Raw genomic sequence first — 14584 nt, forward strand, 5'->3', positions numbered from 1 at the left:
TCCTATCCCTCAAGCTGCTATAAGCAGCTCTTATACTTCTCCAAAGCCGCTTTCCACCAATTCAGCCAAAGCATCCAGCGCCGCTTGTTCATCAGGTCCTTCTGTTGTCAGTTTAATAACCGAGCCCTTCTCCAGCCCTAACGTCATAAGACCAAGAATGCTTTTCCCGTCTATGATCGCGTTATTAGGTTCATTGTAATATTCAAGCTTTACGGTTGATTGAAAAGATCCCGCTTTTTCCGTAAACAGTTGGGCAGGACGAATATGAAAGCCGGAATCGTTCCGGATCGTAAGTTCTTTTGAAATCATGGTTGTCTTCTCCTCTTAGATGGTTTGTAAAATCGTTATTAATTCCTGCGCTTCGGTCACTTTCAATAAGCTTTCGCGGAAATCCTCATGAATCAACTTACGGGAGAGAGCAATCAAAATTTGCAGATGCTCATTGCCTGCAGCGGCCTCTGGCACGGCGATCATGAAGACGATCCTCACAGGCTGGTCATCTAGTGATTTCCAATCAAGAGGCCCAGTCAACTTGGCAAAAGCAACGCCCGGCTTGCTAACTCCGTTCGACTTCCCGTGAGGAATAGCGACCCCGAAGCCAATACCTGTCGAACCTGTCTCTTCCCGCTTCAAAACCGCCTCCAGGTATGCTGCTTTATCCGAAATACAGCCAGCGGCTGCAAGTCCGTCGATCATGGATTTCATACATTCTTCTTTGCTTGTTGCTTCCAATGGAATCAAAATGCTTTGTTCATTCAGCAGTTCTTGAATATTCATATTTGTATCCTCCCTAAATGTAAAGGGGGAAGAGATTCCCCCTGCGTGATTAGTTTTAATTGGTGTAAAATTTTAGTCTTTTACAGGCTTCTTCAATATATTCAGCATGATGGCTGTAACAACTGTCCCTGCTACGATAGCAAGAGCATACATACCCAGGTGGCTGACGGCATTCGGGATCGGCAGGACGAAAATCCCTCCATGAGGCGCGCGCAAAGTAGCACCGAACAGCATGGATAGAGCGCCTGTTAAAGCGGAGCCGACCATGATCGAAGGGATCACGCGGAACGGATCGCCTGCGGCAAACGGAATGGCACCTTCCGTGATAAATGAAATTCCCAGAACAGAAGCCGCTTTACCGGCATCCCGCTCTTCCTTCGTAAACTTCTTTGGAGCCAATATCGTTGCCAGCCACAAACCAAGCGGAGGTGTCATACCGGCAGCCATCACCGCTGCCATGGGACCATATACACTGCTGGCCAACAACCCTACCGCGAACGTATAGGCCGCTTTATTCACAGGGCCGCCCATATCGAATGCCATCATCGCTCCCAGCAGAAGACCGAGCAATACAGCATTCGTGGATCCGAGCGATTTGAGCCATACCGTCAAACCATCCATAATTGCTTTTACGGGTTCGCCAATGACATATATCATTAAAAGTCCAGTAATTCCGGTAGCCAATAAAGGAATAATTAGAATAGGTTTCAAGCCTTCAAAATTCTTAGGCATCTTGATATAATCTTTCAACAGCTTCGCGACATAACCCGCAAGAAATCCGGCAATGATTCCGCCAAGGAAACCTGCTCCCATTTTTGAAGCAAGCATCCCACCAACAAGACCCGGCGCCAAGCCCGGCTTTTCCGCAATGGAGAAGGCGATGAATCCCGCCAAGATCGGTACCATCAAAGCAAAAGCTGCTCCGCCGCCGATGTCCATTAAAGCTGCGGCAAAAGTACCCTGTTCTTTAAAAGCCTCAATTCCAAAAATAAAAGAAAGTGCAATGAGCAATCCGCCAGCAACAACCAAAGGAAGCATGTTTGAAACACCTGTCATCAAATGCTTATATGCCCCTGTTCGTGAAGCGCTGCGCTGAGATTTCGACTGCTCTACTTGCTTTAGATAATCATCCGCAGAGGCCGCTTCTTTGTTCAACGCTTCATCAAGAAGGCCTGCTGGATTTTTGATTGCCTGTGCCACAGGGACTTTAACAACCGGCTTTCCAGCGAAACGGGATTCTAATACATCCGTGTCTGCAGCTACAATAATGGCATGAGCTTCGGCAATCTCCTGCTCGGTAAACTCGTTTTCTACACCGACAGCTCCCCTGGTTTCTACTTTAATCGTAATACCCTTTTCTCTAGCTGCTTTTGCTAAGGATTCAGCAGCCATATACGTATGTGCAACACCGGTTGGACAAGCAGTAACAGCAAGAATCTTTTTCATAGACGCCCCCGCCTTCAATTCGAATTTGTTGTTTTTGGAATAGACCATATGTTCACACTGCCCAGTTTTTCTTCCACTTCAGCAAGCGTACAAACCTGTGTTCCTGGCTTCAAAGCCGTAACAGTTCCTGCAGCCGAGCTCCACCTCGCAGCTTCTTCCAGCGACATGCCATGCAGCATGCAATAAATGAGCGCGGCTACCATGGAGTCCCCAGCTCCAACTGTACTTAGGGGAGTAATTGGAGCAGGTTTGGCGCGAATGGCCTCCGTCTCCGTTACAAGAATCGATCCCTCTCCACCTAAAGAAACGGCCACGCAAGCAATTCCTTTAACGATTAATCTTCTTGCCGCATCGATAATCTCTTCATCCGTCCGGAAGGGCTCTCCGAAGAATGACTCCAGCTCATGAATGTTCGGCTTGATCGCGTAGGGAACAGCCTCAATACCATGGACGAAAGGCTCACCATCGGCATCCAATACGGTCCGAACTCCTGCCTCATTCGCAATCTGAATAAGTGTCTTATAGAAATCACTAGGTATTCCCTTTGGCAAACTGCCCCCCAGGACAACCAACGAAACATGATGAATATCGGTTCTGAAACGATCAAGAAATTGACTTAACACGTCATCGTCTACCGTGAATCCTGGCTCATTCAACTCTGTTGTTTCTTGGGTTTGTTCCACGTAGACCTTTAGGTTCGTTCTTGTTTCACCCTTCGCCTGAACAAACCAATTTGGGATGCCTAGACTTGTAAGTGTATCCGTCAGCACATTCCCCTGGCGCCCTGCACACAAGCCCCAAGCCGTCACATCAACGGAAAAATTCTTCAATACTTTGGCGACATTGATGCCCTTTCCTCCAGCATCCATTCTCCATTCTTTAATTCGGTTCAATCCACCAAGAACAAAATCTTCCACAGTTACCGTTTTGTCCAAGGCAGGATTCAATGTAATCGTCAAGACAGGTTTCATGACTTCCTCCCACCCGTCTGTACGACGGTAACGGTAACCCCAGCAGTATCAAGCTCTTTCAGTGCATTGTCCGATATACCGTCATCCGTCAACAGTTGGTCAATCTCGGATAATGCCGCAACCTTAGCAAAAGATACTCTTCCGTATTTGCTGTGGTCCATGAGTAAAATCACTTGCTTGGTTGAACGGAAGAAAGCCCTTTTAGTCGAAGCCTCCAACATATTCGGCGTTGTCAATCCAATGACAGGATCTAGACCATTGATAGCCACGAAGGCTTTATCTACATGTACGGATTCTAGCGCTTTCTCAGCTAACGGACCTACCATCGCCAACGTTTCATGACGTAAGGTGCCGCCCGTAAGAATCAAATCGATTCCTGTGTTGGCAGACAATTCTTGAGCTACTGCAACGGAATTGGTTACTACCGTAAGCTTTTTGAATGTTTTCAATTCCTTAGCCAAATAATAAGTTGTAGTTCCCGAATCGAGTATGATGGAATCGCCTTCTCGAACCATAGAAGCGGCTTCTTTGGCTATCAGCTCCTTTTGTAAACGATAGCGATCTTCTTTTTCCACAAAAGTAGGCTCTGAATTGTCACTGACAAAAGCTACAGCTCCTCCATGCGTACGGCGAAGCTTGCCTTCTTCCTCAAGGATCTTCAGATCTCTGCGGACCGTTGATTCAGACACCTGAAAATGCTGAGCCAGCTCTTGAACGGACGCACGCTCTTTTACTTGAACATAATCGGCGATCTTCTGCTGACGTTCTTCCTCAAACAGCATCACGACCCCCCCTATTCCATTTCATAGATTTGCGCATATACGGTCATGCGTTTGATTGTTTGATCTCATTTATGATTATATGTGATCGATATTTATTTGTAAAGCGCTTTCTAGAGGTAATTTCTTTCATAATAGTCATATTTGATCACAACATATTAAGCTGCCGCGCATGAAAAACCCACCCTCAAAGGGGTGGGTTTTTAGAAGCTATGATGAGGTCACTTTCGCTTTTCTCCAAGTTCGGGCTGAAAACGTCCAATTCACGAAAAAAATACCGATAAGGATGAGTGATCCCCCTACATACACAAACCATTCTATGACTTCACCAAGCAGCAGCCACCCTGATAAAACACCGAAGAACGGGGCGAGGAATAAGAAGGCGCTCGTTTTACCGGGATTCCCTTGTTTCAATAAGAAGAACCATGAAGCGAATTGCACGATGGAGGCCATGATTGCAAGCCACAATAGAATCAACACGGCGGATACTCCTAGGATTAGCTTCGGAGTTTCCATGGTCAGACTCATAACAAGGAGAAGGAGACCGCCGAACAGCATTTGGTAAGCGGTTAGGACCCACACATCGAAACTGGCTCCCCATTTCTTAACGAGCAATGTGGAGATAGCCCACGAAATCGCAGATCCCATCCCAAGCAGAGTACCCGTTTGCAACTGCAAGTGAACACCCAGCGTGATAAACACGCCTGCACAGCCGATCATGACTCCAATCCATTGGGAAATTCGGTATTTTGCGCCTAGAAACAGTGTTCCCAGCACGATGACGAGCAGTGGATTGGTGAAAGTCAAAATCGAAGACTCCCCAGCGGTAATTGTGCGTAAGCTTAGAAAAATGCAGCCCATGACGCCAGCTGTTTGGAACAGCCCCACGCACATGATTTTGCCCCAGTCTCGAAGATCACCTGGACGCGGCCTTTTTCTCACAAACAGAGCCATAATTAGTCCCGCCAGCGTAAAGCGACAGCCTACCAACAGAAGAGGTGAGAAATAAGCTAAACCCATTTTACCGACAGCGAAGGAAGATCCCATCAGTGATGTTGTGACAACAACCATTAATCCAAATAAATAGCGATTCATATTATCCTCCCATAGGCTACATACACGTTCAGGATGACTGTTGTGTTCACACTCAAATTTCGTTTATTATCGAAGTATAACTGTAATACTAACCTTAGTATATATCGATTATAAACTGAATTGATTTCGTTCTGTATCGAAGTATGATTGTATGAAGCGGAGGCTGATATGGATGTGTACGATTCCAAATATTGTGGAAGTGGCTTCACTGATAGGCGAACCATCACGCATCACGATTCTGCTGAATCTTCTCGGTGGTAAATCGCAGCCCGCAAGCGAACTCGCGCGATTCGCGCGTATTACGCCTCAGACAGCAAGCTCCCACCTATCGAAGATGGTGGAGGGCGGTCTGCTCGTCCATGAGTCGTATGGACGTCACAAGTACTACCGGCTGGCGAGCGCCGAGGTGGCCTATGCCCTGGAGGCGCTGCAAGCGATCGCCTCCCCGAAGCCGATTCGCTCACTGCGCGAATCAGATCAACTAAGGGCGCTGCGCTATGCGCGCACCTGCTATGATCATATAGCCGGCCAGATTGGCGTATCCCTGACGGACCGGCTTCTTGAGTTAGGCCTGCTGCAGGAGGCAGGCAAGGATTTCATCCTCAGCCCTGCGGGTAAGCAGCGGTTGGAACGATTCGGCGTCGAGGTCGAGGAAGACCGCAAACGCAGGCGCCATTATGCGCGGCAATGCCTCGACTGGAGCGAGCGCCGCCATCATATCTCGGGCACGCTTGGCGCTGCGCTCACTCGCCGGCTGTTCGAACTTCGCTGGATTGAACGGCTGCCCGATAGTCGGGCTGTTCGCGTCACCCCTGAAGGTCTGCAAGGACTTCACGATGAATTCGGCGTTGTGCTGTGAATCCTAACGATACGTAAATTACAGGAACCACACCATCCCCCATCCACATATATTGGTGTAGCCTATTTCTGGCAAAAAACTCTAAGGAGATCATCCATGAATTATCCTCCTTCCTATTACACACCCCCCTATTCGCCCTATGATCGTTACCCTATTCGTGCTGCTTACTACCCTGCTTACTGGGCTTGGCATCGTGATTTTCCTCCAGTCGATACGAAAATACTTGTGCATTCCATCACCAGCTTTCAGCGACTGATGGAAGATGCCTCGCTCGTACTCAAAAAGCTTGCCGAACCATCCATCGCCCAACAAATAATGACGGCCGCCCAGACCGGCAATCAGAAGGAAGTGGATCGGATTGTTCACTCCTTCGGCTGTGAATCTGTCGTTACGACCAGCTACACACCCAGTAGCGTTCAATTCACGATATCCCCACACGTACAAGGAATGCCATGCTGCAACTTATCAATGTCTATTAAATGGGGCAAATAGAAATAAGCAATCTAAACCAACATGTTCGTTGGCTTGGATTGCTCTTCATAGTTCTTATCGGACGTCCGCTGCGTTCAACAATGGCCAAACTTTCCCCAGCCAATTAGCTAGAATGACGAGCACAATCCAATAAAAGATATAGTAAACATCTAACATCGAATAGGATGATACATAATAATAAGTCCGTTTTTTTTGCGCAGAAAAACGCTTCGCTTCCATGGCCACAGCCGTCCGGTGGGCGCGGCGAATGCTCTGGGCTAGCAGCGGAATGGCATACATGCGCAGCGTCGTGTACCAGCCAGTGATCGGATTCCGCTTCTTCTTGCCCCGCACCTTTAGCGCATAGCGAAGGGTTTGGAATTCTTCGAGCATAAGCGGCAGCATGCGCAGCGCGGCGAGAAAGCTGTAGGCGTATTTCGGCGCGACCTTCCACTGCTGCATCATGGCATAAAATAATGCAACGGGCCGTGTGGTCAAGCTGAACAGCAGCCCGACTGCGGCAACCTGAAGGCCCCGAAAGCCCAGATGGATCCCGCGATAGAAGCTTTCTTCGGTGATTCGGATGAAACCCAGCTGGTACCACATCGTATCTCCGCTTCCGAACATCATCATCCCTGTGGAAGAGGATAGGAAGATAAGCAGGAACGGTGAAGCATACAACAGTAGCCGCTTCATTGGATGGCCTGAGAATAAGAAGAGCGGCACCAGTGCGCCCAAGGTCAAATACATCATGGCATTCAAATTATGCGTGAACACGACAACAACAAACAGCAAGACGGACAGGATAAGCTTCACACCCGGATTCACCCGGTGGAGCCAGGTTTCACGATACGCGAACGTTATTTGCATAGCATCGCAGCTCCTTCCGGAGCATGTGCAGCTGAGACCAGCAGCTTCTCAGCTGGCAACTCCTTCACATGCCCTGCTTCAACCTGCCAAACGCGAGTGGCGCAGCGTTTCACAATCTCCGGATCGTGCGTGACCATCACGATCACAGTTCCGCTCGCCCGCAGCCGCTCCAGCTGCTGCAAGATGCGCATCGTACCGTGCGCATCGAGACCGAAGGTGGGCTCATCCAGCAGCAGGATGCGGGGTCCGCGCACCATCGCGGACGCCACGCTTAAGCGCCGCTTCTGGCCCATCGACAGCTGGAACGGATGCCTCTTGCGCAGCGCGAGCAGGTCGTATTCCCTAAGCAGCCGCTCTACAGCCGACCGCTGCATTTCCCGCCCCTGCTCCGCCTCCGGCAAGGAGTAGGCCAGCTCCTCCTCTACCGAATTCGTGACGAATTGGAATTCGGGGTTCTGGAACACAAAGCCGACTTGCTCAGCAAGCTGCTCGACTTTGCTGCCCTTAACCCCCTCGATCCAGCAGCTGCCGTGGGTCGGAATGAGCCGTATGATCGCTAGCAGCAGCGAACTTTTGCCCGCGCCGTTGGCGCCGACAACGGTAATCCAGTCGCCAGGATAGACGCTCAAGTTATCCACAGAGGTCTTGATCTGTCCTCCGCGTAGCCCTACAAAATCACGAAGGGTCATGACTGGCGCCGCAGTCTGAATGACGGAGGCCTTTTTGTCTTCACTCTTGTCCTCAGTTTTGTTCCGAGACTTTAGCTCCATCTCATTATCGTCCCAAACACCAGGGTACCAAATCCCGTAGTCGATCATTTGCTGTTTATAAGCTTTGAACACCTCTCGAGGCGGACCATCCGCTAACAGTCCTCCATCTGGTGACATGACGATCAAGCGGTCGATGAATCCTAGGATGCCGCTTATTTTATGCTCCACGATAACTAGTGTTTTCTCAGTACTAATCCTTCGAATCGTTTCCCATACCTGCTCAGTGCCTTCTTCATCCAGAAGCGCCGTAGGCTCGTCAAGGAACAGCACTTCCGGCTCTAGGGCAAGCACACTCGCAATAGCCAGCCGCTGTTTCATTCCTTGCGACAGATTCCCAATCAAGGTATGGGTGTCTTCTAGTTGAAGCCCCACCAGCTCTAGATAATATGCGATACGAGCAGGCATCTCCTCACGAGGGACTTGTAAATTTTCTAAGACGAAAGCAATTTCCTCATCCACATACGGCATGCAGAACTGTGTCTCCGGATCTTGAAACACATAGCCTGAGCGGCTTGGAGTGTGGATGCCATCTGCCTTGAGAGGAATCTCTACAATTTCAGGCACAATACCGCTCAGCACTTGAAGCAAGGTTGATTTGCCACAGCCGCTCGGCCCCAGTAGCAGTACCTTCTCTCCAGGTTCAATTGAAAAGGAAACCCCCTGAAATAACAGGGGGGCGTCTCCGGGATATTTTAACCTTAAATTCGTAACGCTCATTCCTTCGCTCATCACGTTACCCCAATACGTCGTAATCTTTCTTCGAAACAGGACGAACTAGACTGAGCACACCAGTACGAGCCAATGCACCCGCTAGGTAGTAAGCGAATACGCCGGCGATCAAAGCGCTGCCTAACAGTCGAAGTCCAATAAACAGACAGTAATTCCAGAACGTAAGTTGATCAATATAGCCATAGTAATTATCCACAAGCAACGATAACGCTGCAGATGCGAAGGACGCTAGGATGGTCACACCAACATTTGCACGACGGTATAGGAAAAGGGCAAAAACAAGTTCGGCACCAAGCCCCTGCAGCAATCCATATACCAACGTTGAAACACCCCAAGAGCCACCAAAAAGCGCCTCAATCGTCGCGGCCGCTACTTCAGCCAATAAGGCAACACCGGGTTTGCGAATAACCAGAAATGCGAAGGTGGCTGCCATAAACCACATGCCATAACTCAACTGCTCCGCGTGAAGACCGAATGGTTTCAAAACATCGTACATTGGCCCCCATACGCGATAAATCACCCCAAACACCGCTGCGATCACAATGGTGATCAAAATATCCGTCAATCTCAAACCCTTTGCTGCTGTTTCTTTTTGTGCCATCTGTTTGTTCGACTCCTTTTTATATTGAGATGTGTAAAATGAGATAGGCGAACACGAAAAAAAAGCCCACCGGGTAGCGGCAGGCATAAAATTAGTGCAAAAAGGCACTTCATTCTCTACGCTGGCATTACCCAGATCAGATTAACGGTCAGTGGCATAGGGCCACTATCTCAGCCTGACTTCATCAAGCACCCGTGTTGCTATTCATTTGGCTTAACTGTAGCGGATTGCCAACTTTTTGGCAATCCTTTTTTTGGGACATTCGCTCTCTATTTTTCAATCAAACCCTGCAAATCATGCGTCAAGTCGTTCAGCTGGCGAATGCTATCTACGATATCTTCAACACGTCTTTGCTGCACTTCGGCACTTGCGAGCACCTCTTGCACAGAAGCTGCGGATTGCTCGGTAATCGCTGCAACGGACGTCATTTCCTCAGCAACTCTTTGCGACGATGTTAGCAATTGAGCATTCATGCGCTGTAGGTTCTCCGCTTGTTCCATGACTTCAGCCGTGTTATTGTTGATGACTTCGAACAACTGATCAACGCTCTCTGCTGATTTTTTACCTGATTCTACGGCGCTAATACCGACGGCAACCTTCTCTACAGCGGTCTCTACTTTATCCTGAATAGAGCCTAGAATTTCCGAGATGTCTGTGGATGCCACATGCGCATTCTGCGCCAGCTTACGAATTTCGTTCGCAACAACGGAGAATCCTTGGCCATGCTCACCTGCGCGGGCAGCCTCAATGGAAGCATTTAACGACAAGAGATTCGTTTGATTCGCTATTTCAGCAATCGTTGTTACGATATTTCCGATTTTCACATTTTCTTCATTGACCGCATTCATAATTTCTGACGTCTCGGTCACGATAACCGTAATATCATTGATTTTGAACGACAAATCTTCCATCTGAATCTTGCCTTCATTCGTCATCCGGGCCGTATCTCGGGATCTGCTGCTCATCGTGTTCGATGCGGAAGAGGTCATCTCAACCGTCTCATTTACTTCCTGAATAGCAGTTGTTATATCCGTGATGCTGGTTGCTTGCGACTCAATACCAATCGAGATTTCTTGAAAAGCAGCCACGACTTCTTCGGTAATTCTGCCCGTAACCGACGCATTTTCTTGAAGCGTATTGCTGGATGTTCCAAGCACTTCTGTTGTTGTACGAACGCCTGTCAGAATTTCTTCCGACTTCACACGCGACACCTCAGACTCCTTCACACTCTTCGCTACATTAGCAAGCATTCTAGTTCCAATTTGGCCTTGCCCTACCAAGGTTAAAATGGTCAGCAAGTAGAAAATGTTGATAGTTATAAGGTCGAAGTCTCCGGGTAATGTGGAGCAAAAATAGTTCAAATTAATAAGTCCAATCACGGCATTAAGCAGCAGCGGTCGAAAGTTCATATATAAAGAAACGAGGGTCAAACCAAGATACAAGATTAGAATACTGGACAAGGCGGGGACATGGGCCATAAAAAAATAAGAAATGATGTTAAAACCTACAGCAATGACATACATCGTGTAAGGCACCCAGATTTTTTTCCAAGTTAAGATGGTACATAAGAGCGCAATCGGTGCTCCGTAAGAGAGCAAAGTCATGATCATTTTCGGCGAGTGATAGGCTGCGGCGATTCCAAGCACCAAGCATCCCCATAAAAGCTTGACCATTAATCCATTTCTTCTGTGTAATTCTAATCGTTGTTCTGACACTGGAACTTCTCCCCTTTTTTTCTACATCAAATGACATTTTATTACATCATTCAACAAATGGCTGAAAAATCCTCTATTTCAAATGATAACGAGCAAATCTTTACGCAGAAATTGACTTCTAGCCAATAGTGTAACTACAATATGTAGTGTTGATATTTAAAAATTTATTCAAAAAGGAGATCATTTATAATGGATCATTCAACCATGCAGCACGGACCTGATTTTATGGCTATTTTGCTCTACATAGGATTGGCTATTTTTGTTTTGTCGATTATTGGCTATATGTTGGCCGCGAAAGCGCACAAGCAGAACACAAGTCGATTGAAAAAGGCAGAGAAACAGGCTTTGCAAAAAAAGCAAAAGACCTTGCTGCTTCTCTCTCACACTCTCGTTATTATCGCGATATCCTGTGTGGGAACCTCGCTAATTCAGCAAAATTCCAGCAAATATAGTGTGGAAAAATTGAATTTTAATGCTCCTATCCAAGTCGTGACAGATAAAGATTATGGACGAGGGCATGCAGAGGGTACACTATCCTATGAAATGAAAATCCCGACCTCCGGTACACACAGTCCACATGACTTAAAGTTCGGCTTTTATAAGGAAAGACCTTCCTATGAAATGCTTGTTCATAATTTAGAGCACGGCGATATCATTATTCATTACCACCCTGATGCTCCTAAAGAATTGCTAGATCGACTCGACTATTTGACGCATTTTAAGAAAGCCGGAGCCGGTGTACTAGCTGTACCGAATCCAGATGTACCTAGCGATCAGGAGGTCGTTGTAACCGCATGGACGAAAACAATGCAGCTTACAAAGTTTGACGAAGCAAGTGTGGGGACGTTCATCTACCAGAACATTGATAAAGGACCTGAACAAATTCCTTCCGAAGTACGCCGCGGCGGCGGTACGATGTAAGTTAATACTACTTGCGAATCGTTTCACGGTCGGATACTAAATCCGTTGGCACTAAGCCGGTTAGACGCCTGAATACACGGTAAAAATAAGATGGGTCATTGTACCCGATGAACTCGGATATCTCGGTCACTGACAGCGCAGAATGTCTAAGCATGTAGATGCCCGTTTTGATTCTTGTGGCATGGACGAACTCGCTGATCGTTTGACCTGTTACTTTGCGAAAAAGTGCCGCTGTGTAGTTCGGAGATCGGCTTATGCATGCGGCAAGCTCGTCTTTGGTCACGTGCTCGCGGTAATGGTTCTGAATGTAGCCTTTCATCTGCTCCACTAGCTGCGTAGTAGCGGTCGTTGTAGTATCTTGATCCCACTCTCTATGGAGATAGACAAACAGCTCTTTGAGCAGCGCTTCACACAGCGTTTGGTAATAGGATTGCTTGTCTTGCCACTGCTGATGGATAAGGCGCAAACGATCGACAATTAACTCATATTTACCCGTTACTCGGCTAGTGTAATGCGGCAGCTGGAGGAGTGGAAACAGTTCTGCTGCTTCCTTAGCAGTGAATTGAACGACGTACTTTTCATGGATCTGGGTCGGTACACTTCTTCCATAAAAGGGTGTTTTGCTCGGTATGAGCAGCCATTGCCCTTTCTCAACTACCTGCTTCTTCTCATTGATCCAATACACACATCGGCCATAGGTAACGAGAACGAGCGTCCAATTGGGACATCCCTCCAACTCTTCCTTGTACCAATTGCTGCTTTTGTCATACGTAAAGGTTATTACCTGCATAATGGCACCTTCCTGCATACTATAGTACATATATCATACTATAGTTCATAGAACTTCGGCTCATTTAGGCATATAATGAAGCCAAAATTCAATCGTCACTATCGAAAGGAAGTCCTAAACACCATGCGTAAAACCAAAATCATTTGTACAATGGGACCCGCTTGTGATTCCGTCCCTACTCTTAAAGAATTAATTCGCGCGGGCATGAGCGTCGCCAGATTGAATATGGCTCATGGCGATTTAGATGAGCATCGGGGACGCATTCAGCGCGTACGTCAAGCAGCTGCTGAGCTTGGTGTCATCATCCCTATTCTGATGGATATTAAAGGTCCGGAAATCCGCATCGGTCAATTGAAGGATGCCTCCTACGATTTGCAAAACGGCGATCACATTGTGCTTACGACCGAGCAAATTATCGGCGATTCCAAACGTGTTTCTGTGAATTACCCTGGCCTTCCGCAGGATGTTAAGCCGGGGAATCTCATTCTTATCGATGACGGCTCTATTGAGCTTCGTGTAGAAATGATTGACGGTACCGAAGTTACTTGCAGCGTCTTGAATCAAAGTGTCTTGAAGCAGCGTAAAGGTGTTAATCTGCCGGGCGTGCGTACCTCCCTACCCGGTGTTACTGAGCGAGATGTGATGCATATTAAGTTCGGAGTTGAAGAGAATATTTCCATCATCGCGATGTCTTTCGTACGTAACGGAAACGACGTTAGAGAAGTTCGCGGGATTTTGGAACAGCACGGCGCAGCGTTTACGCCGATTATTTCGAAAATTGAGAATGAAGAAGGCATGACAAACTTCGCTTCGATCCTTGAAGCTTCCGACGGCATCATGGTTGCGCGGGGCGATCTCGGCGTTGAGATTCCGACGGAGGAAGTTCCGATTGCGCAGAAAGACATGATTCGTGCTTGTAATTTAGCTGGCAAGCCTGTTATTACGGCGACGCAAATGTTGGATTCCATGCAGCGTAACCCTCGTCCAACACGCGCAGAAGTAAGTGACGTGGCAAATGCGGTGCTCGACGGTAGCGACGTGGTCATGCTTTCCGGCGAGACAGCTGCAGGCAAGTATCCCATCGAGTCTGTGACGATGATGGCGACGATCGCCGAGCGCGTAGAGCAAACCATGGAGCGCAGCTCCTTGATCGACGCGCAGCTTCAGTCGAACAACGAAGTGACTGAAGTGTTGTGCCAAGCGGTTGTGTCATCCGCTAATAAGCTGCACGCTGCAGCCATCTTAACGCCAACGGAGAGCGGCTTTACTGCTCGGATGATCGCGAAGTACCGTCCGGAAGCGCCGATTATCGCGGTGACGTCCAATGAATATGCGATCAACTACCTGAGCATGGTGCAGGGCGTTATCCCGATTCTTGGCGAATTCTGCGACTCCACTGACGCGATGATCCGCTCTGCCATCGGGCAAGCTGAGACGCTCGGCTACGTGAAGAAGGGCGACATCACTGTTGTCTCCGCCGGTATCCCTGTAGGGAAATCAGGCACGACTAACCTGTTGAAGGTTGAACGGGTTTAGTCATTAAAATAACCGTCTGCTGTATCCTTCCCCAGACAAATATTTTCTGTAAAAGACACCCCACTGGGTGTCTTTTTTTGTTGGGTGGATTGAAAATCTTCCCTGATTTTCGCCTAAAGTGAGGCTACCTGCATTTCGTACAGCAAAATTATAGGTTTAACCCCTTTCGGATGGAATTACCTGCAAAATGTGCAGCCAATTTCGCCCAAAAGGCTGAAAACCCTCGTTTTCGGGAAAATTTGATGTAGGAAATG

General features: G+C 48.0%; 15 protein-coding genes. 4 read left to right on the forward strand and 11 right to left on the reverse strand.

The window, feature by feature from the left end; translation table 11 throughout:
• Positions 1 to 30: 30 nt before the first annotated feature.
• The 6 genes from AC58UU_RS27770 to AC58UU_RS27795 form a co-directional block, all read right to left on the reverse strand.
• On the reverse strand, positions 31 to 309 hold the full coding sequence (locus AC58UU_RS27770) for an HPr family phosphocarrier protein (protein ID WP_497320473.1): 279 nt from the start codon (positions 307 to 309) through the stop codon (positions 31 to 33).
• Between the two features lie 15 nt (positions 310 to 324).
• Entirely contained in the window at positions 325 to 777 is a 453-nt protein-coding gene (locus AC58UU_RS27775; protein WP_497320474.1) for a PTS sugar transporter subunit IIA, read from the reverse strand.
• 72 nt (positions 778 to 849) lie between these two features.
• Entirely contained in the window at positions 850 to 2223 is a 1374-nt protein-coding gene (locus AC58UU_RS27780; protein WP_497320476.1) for a PTS fructose transporter subunit IIC, read from the reverse strand.
• A gap of 14 nt (positions 2224 to 2237) precedes the next feature.
• Positions 2238 to 3194, reverse strand: coding sequence for a 1-phosphofructokinase (pfkB, locus tag AC58UU_RS27785; RefSeq protein WP_497320478.1), 957 nt, complete (start codon positions 3192 to 3194; stop codon positions 2238 to 2240).
• On the reverse strand, positions 3191 to 3976 hold the full coding sequence (locus AC58UU_RS27790) for a DeoR/GlpR family DNA-binding transcription regulator (protein ID WP_171639901.1): 786 nt from the start codon (positions 3974 to 3976) through the stop codon (positions 3191 to 3193). Before AC58UU_RS27790 ends, pfkB begins: the two co-directional genes overlap by 4 nt.
• Positions 3977 to 4183: 207 nt before the next feature.
• Positions 4184 to 5068, reverse strand: a complete 885-nt coding sequence (locus tag AC58UU_RS27795; RefSeq protein WP_497320480.1) for a DMT family transporter — start codon at positions 5066 to 5068, stop codon at positions 4184 to 4186.
• 172 nt (positions 5069 to 5240) lie between these two features.
• Here AC58UU_RS27795 and AC58UU_RS27800 point away from each other — a divergent pair, with 172 nt between their 5' ends.
• Positions 5241 to 5927 (forward strand): ArsR/SmtB family transcription factor, encoded by a 687-nt coding sequence (locus AC58UU_RS27800; protein ID WP_497320482.1) that lies wholly within the window; start codon positions 5241 to 5243, stop codon positions 5925 to 5927.
• Positions 5928 to 6023: 96 nt separating this feature from the next.
• Entirely contained in the window at positions 6024 to 6419 is a 396-nt protein-coding gene (locus AC58UU_RS27805) for a YuzC family spore coat inner layer protein (protein WP_497320483.1), read from the forward strand.
• A gap of 54 nt (positions 6420 to 6473) precedes the next feature.
• Here the strand turns inward: AC58UU_RS27805 and AC58UU_RS27810 are convergent, their stop codons facing one another.
• The 4 genes from AC58UU_RS27810 to AC58UU_RS27825 all read right to left on the reverse strand — a co-directional run bounded on the left by AC58UU_RS27810 (position 6474) and on the right by AC58UU_RS27825 (position 11083).
• On the reverse strand, positions 6474 to 7268 hold the full coding sequence (locus AC58UU_RS27810) for an energy-coupling factor transporter transmembrane component T family protein (RefSeq protein WP_497320484.1): 795 nt from the start codon (positions 7266 to 7268) through the stop codon (positions 6474 to 6476).
• Positions 7259 to 8767, reverse strand: a complete 1509-nt coding sequence (locus AC58UU_RS27815) for an ABC transporter ATP-binding protein (protein ID WP_497320485.1) — start codon at positions 8765 to 8767, stop codon at positions 7259 to 7261. The genes AC58UU_RS27810 and AC58UU_RS27815 overlap by 10 nt, the downstream gene beginning before the upstream one ends.
• A gap of 4 nt (positions 8768 to 8771) precedes the next feature.
• Positions 8772 to 9368, reverse strand: a complete 597-nt coding sequence (locus tag AC58UU_RS27820) for an ECF transporter S component (RefSeq protein WP_497320486.1) — start codon at positions 9366 to 9368, stop codon at positions 8772 to 8774.
• Positions 9369 to 9637: 269 nt separating this feature from the next.
• On the reverse strand, positions 9638 to 11083 hold the full coding sequence (locus tag AC58UU_RS27825) for a methyl-accepting chemotaxis protein (RefSeq protein ID WP_497320487.1): 1446 nt from the start codon (positions 11081 to 11083) through the stop codon (positions 9638 to 9640).
• A gap of 189 nt (positions 11084 to 11272) precedes the next feature.
• On the opposite strand from AC58UU_RS27825, the gene AC58UU_RS27830 reads away from it, so the two are divergent.
• Positions 11273 to 12004, forward strand: a complete 732-nt coding sequence (locus AC58UU_RS27830) for a DUF3105 domain-containing protein (protein WP_497320488.1) — start codon at positions 11273 to 11275, stop codon at positions 12002 to 12004.
• A gap of 7 nt (positions 12005 to 12011) precedes the next feature.
• On the opposite strand, the gene AC58UU_RS27835 is transcribed toward AC58UU_RS27830, so the two are convergent.
• Positions 12012 to 12824 carry an AraC family transcriptional regulator gene (locus AC58UU_RS27835; protein ID WP_497320489.1) on the reverse strand — a complete coding sequence of 271 codons (813 nt, stop codon included), beginning with the start codon at positions 12822 to 12824 and terminating at the stop codon, positions 12012 to 12014.
• Between the two features lie 93 nt (positions 12825 to 12917).
• Between AC58UU_RS27835 and pyk the strand changes: the two genes are divergently transcribed.
• The gene (pyk, locus tag AC58UU_RS27840; protein ID WP_497320490.1) at positions 12918 to 14330 is read left to right on the forward strand and encodes a pyruvate kinase; all 1413 of its coding nucleotides are present in this window, start codon (positions 12918 to 12920) and stop codon (positions 14328 to 14330) included.
• Positions 14331 to 14584 lie beyond the last annotated feature (254 nt).

The sequence above is a fragment of the Paenibacillus sp. JT22N1 genome (assembly GCF_059692155.1).

Bases quoted from the DNA above. Each gene is read 5' to 3' on its own strand.
- AC58UU_RS27770 (WP_497320473.1), bottom strand. From the start codon at position 309: ATGATTTCAAAAGAACTTACGATCCGGAACGATTCCGGCTTTCATATT.
- AC58UU_RS27810 (WP_497320484.1), bottom strand. From the start codon at position 7,268: ATGCAAATAACGTTCGCGTATCGTGAAACCTGGCTCCACCGGGTGAAT.
- AC58UU_RS27790 (WP_171639901.1), bottom strand. From the start codon at position 3,976: ATGCTGTTTGAGGAAGAACGTCAGCAGAAGATCGCCGATTATGTTCAA.
- AC58UU_RS27815 (WP_497320485.1), bottom strand. From the start codon at position 8,767: ATGAGCGAAGGAATGAGCGTTACGAATTTAAGGTTAAAATATCCCGGA.
- AC58UU_RS27780 (WP_497320476.1), bottom strand. From the start codon at position 2,223: ATGAAAAAGATTCTTGCTGTTACTGCTTGTCCAACCGGTGTTGCACAT.
- AC58UU_RS27775 (WP_497320474.1), bottom strand. From the start codon at position 777: ATGAATATTCAAGAACTGCTGAATGAACAAAGCATTTTGATTCCATTG.
- AC58UU_RS27805 (WP_497320483.1), top strand. From the start codon at position 6,024: ATGAATTATCCTCCTTCCTATTACACACCCCCCTATTCGCCCTATGAT.
- pfkB (WP_497320478.1), bottom strand. From the start codon at position 3,194: ATGAAACCTGTCTTGACGATTACATTGAATCCTGCCTTGGACAAAACG.
- AC58UU_RS27800 (WP_497320482.1), top strand. From the start codon at position 5,241: ATGTGTACGATTCCAAATATTGTGGAAGTGGCTTCACTGATAGGCGAA.
- AC58UU_RS27820 (WP_497320486.1), bottom strand. From the start codon at position 9,368: ATGGCACAAAAAGAAACAGCAGCAAAGGGTTTGAGATTGACGGATATT.
- AC58UU_RS27830 (WP_497320488.1), top strand. From the start codon at position 11,273: ATGGATCATTCAACCATGCAGCACGGACCTGATTTTATGGCTATTTTG.
- AC58UU_RS27835 (WP_497320489.1), bottom strand. From the start codon at position 12,824: ATGTACTATAGTATGCAGGAAGGTGCCATTATGCAGGTAATAACCTTT.
- pyk (WP_497320490.1), top strand. From the start codon at position 12,918: ATGCGTAAAACCAAAATCATTTGTACAATGGGACCCGCTTGTGATTCC.
- AC58UU_RS27795 (WP_497320480.1), bottom strand. From the start codon at position 5,068: ATGAATCGCTATTTATTTGGATTAATGGTTGTTGTCACAACATCACTG.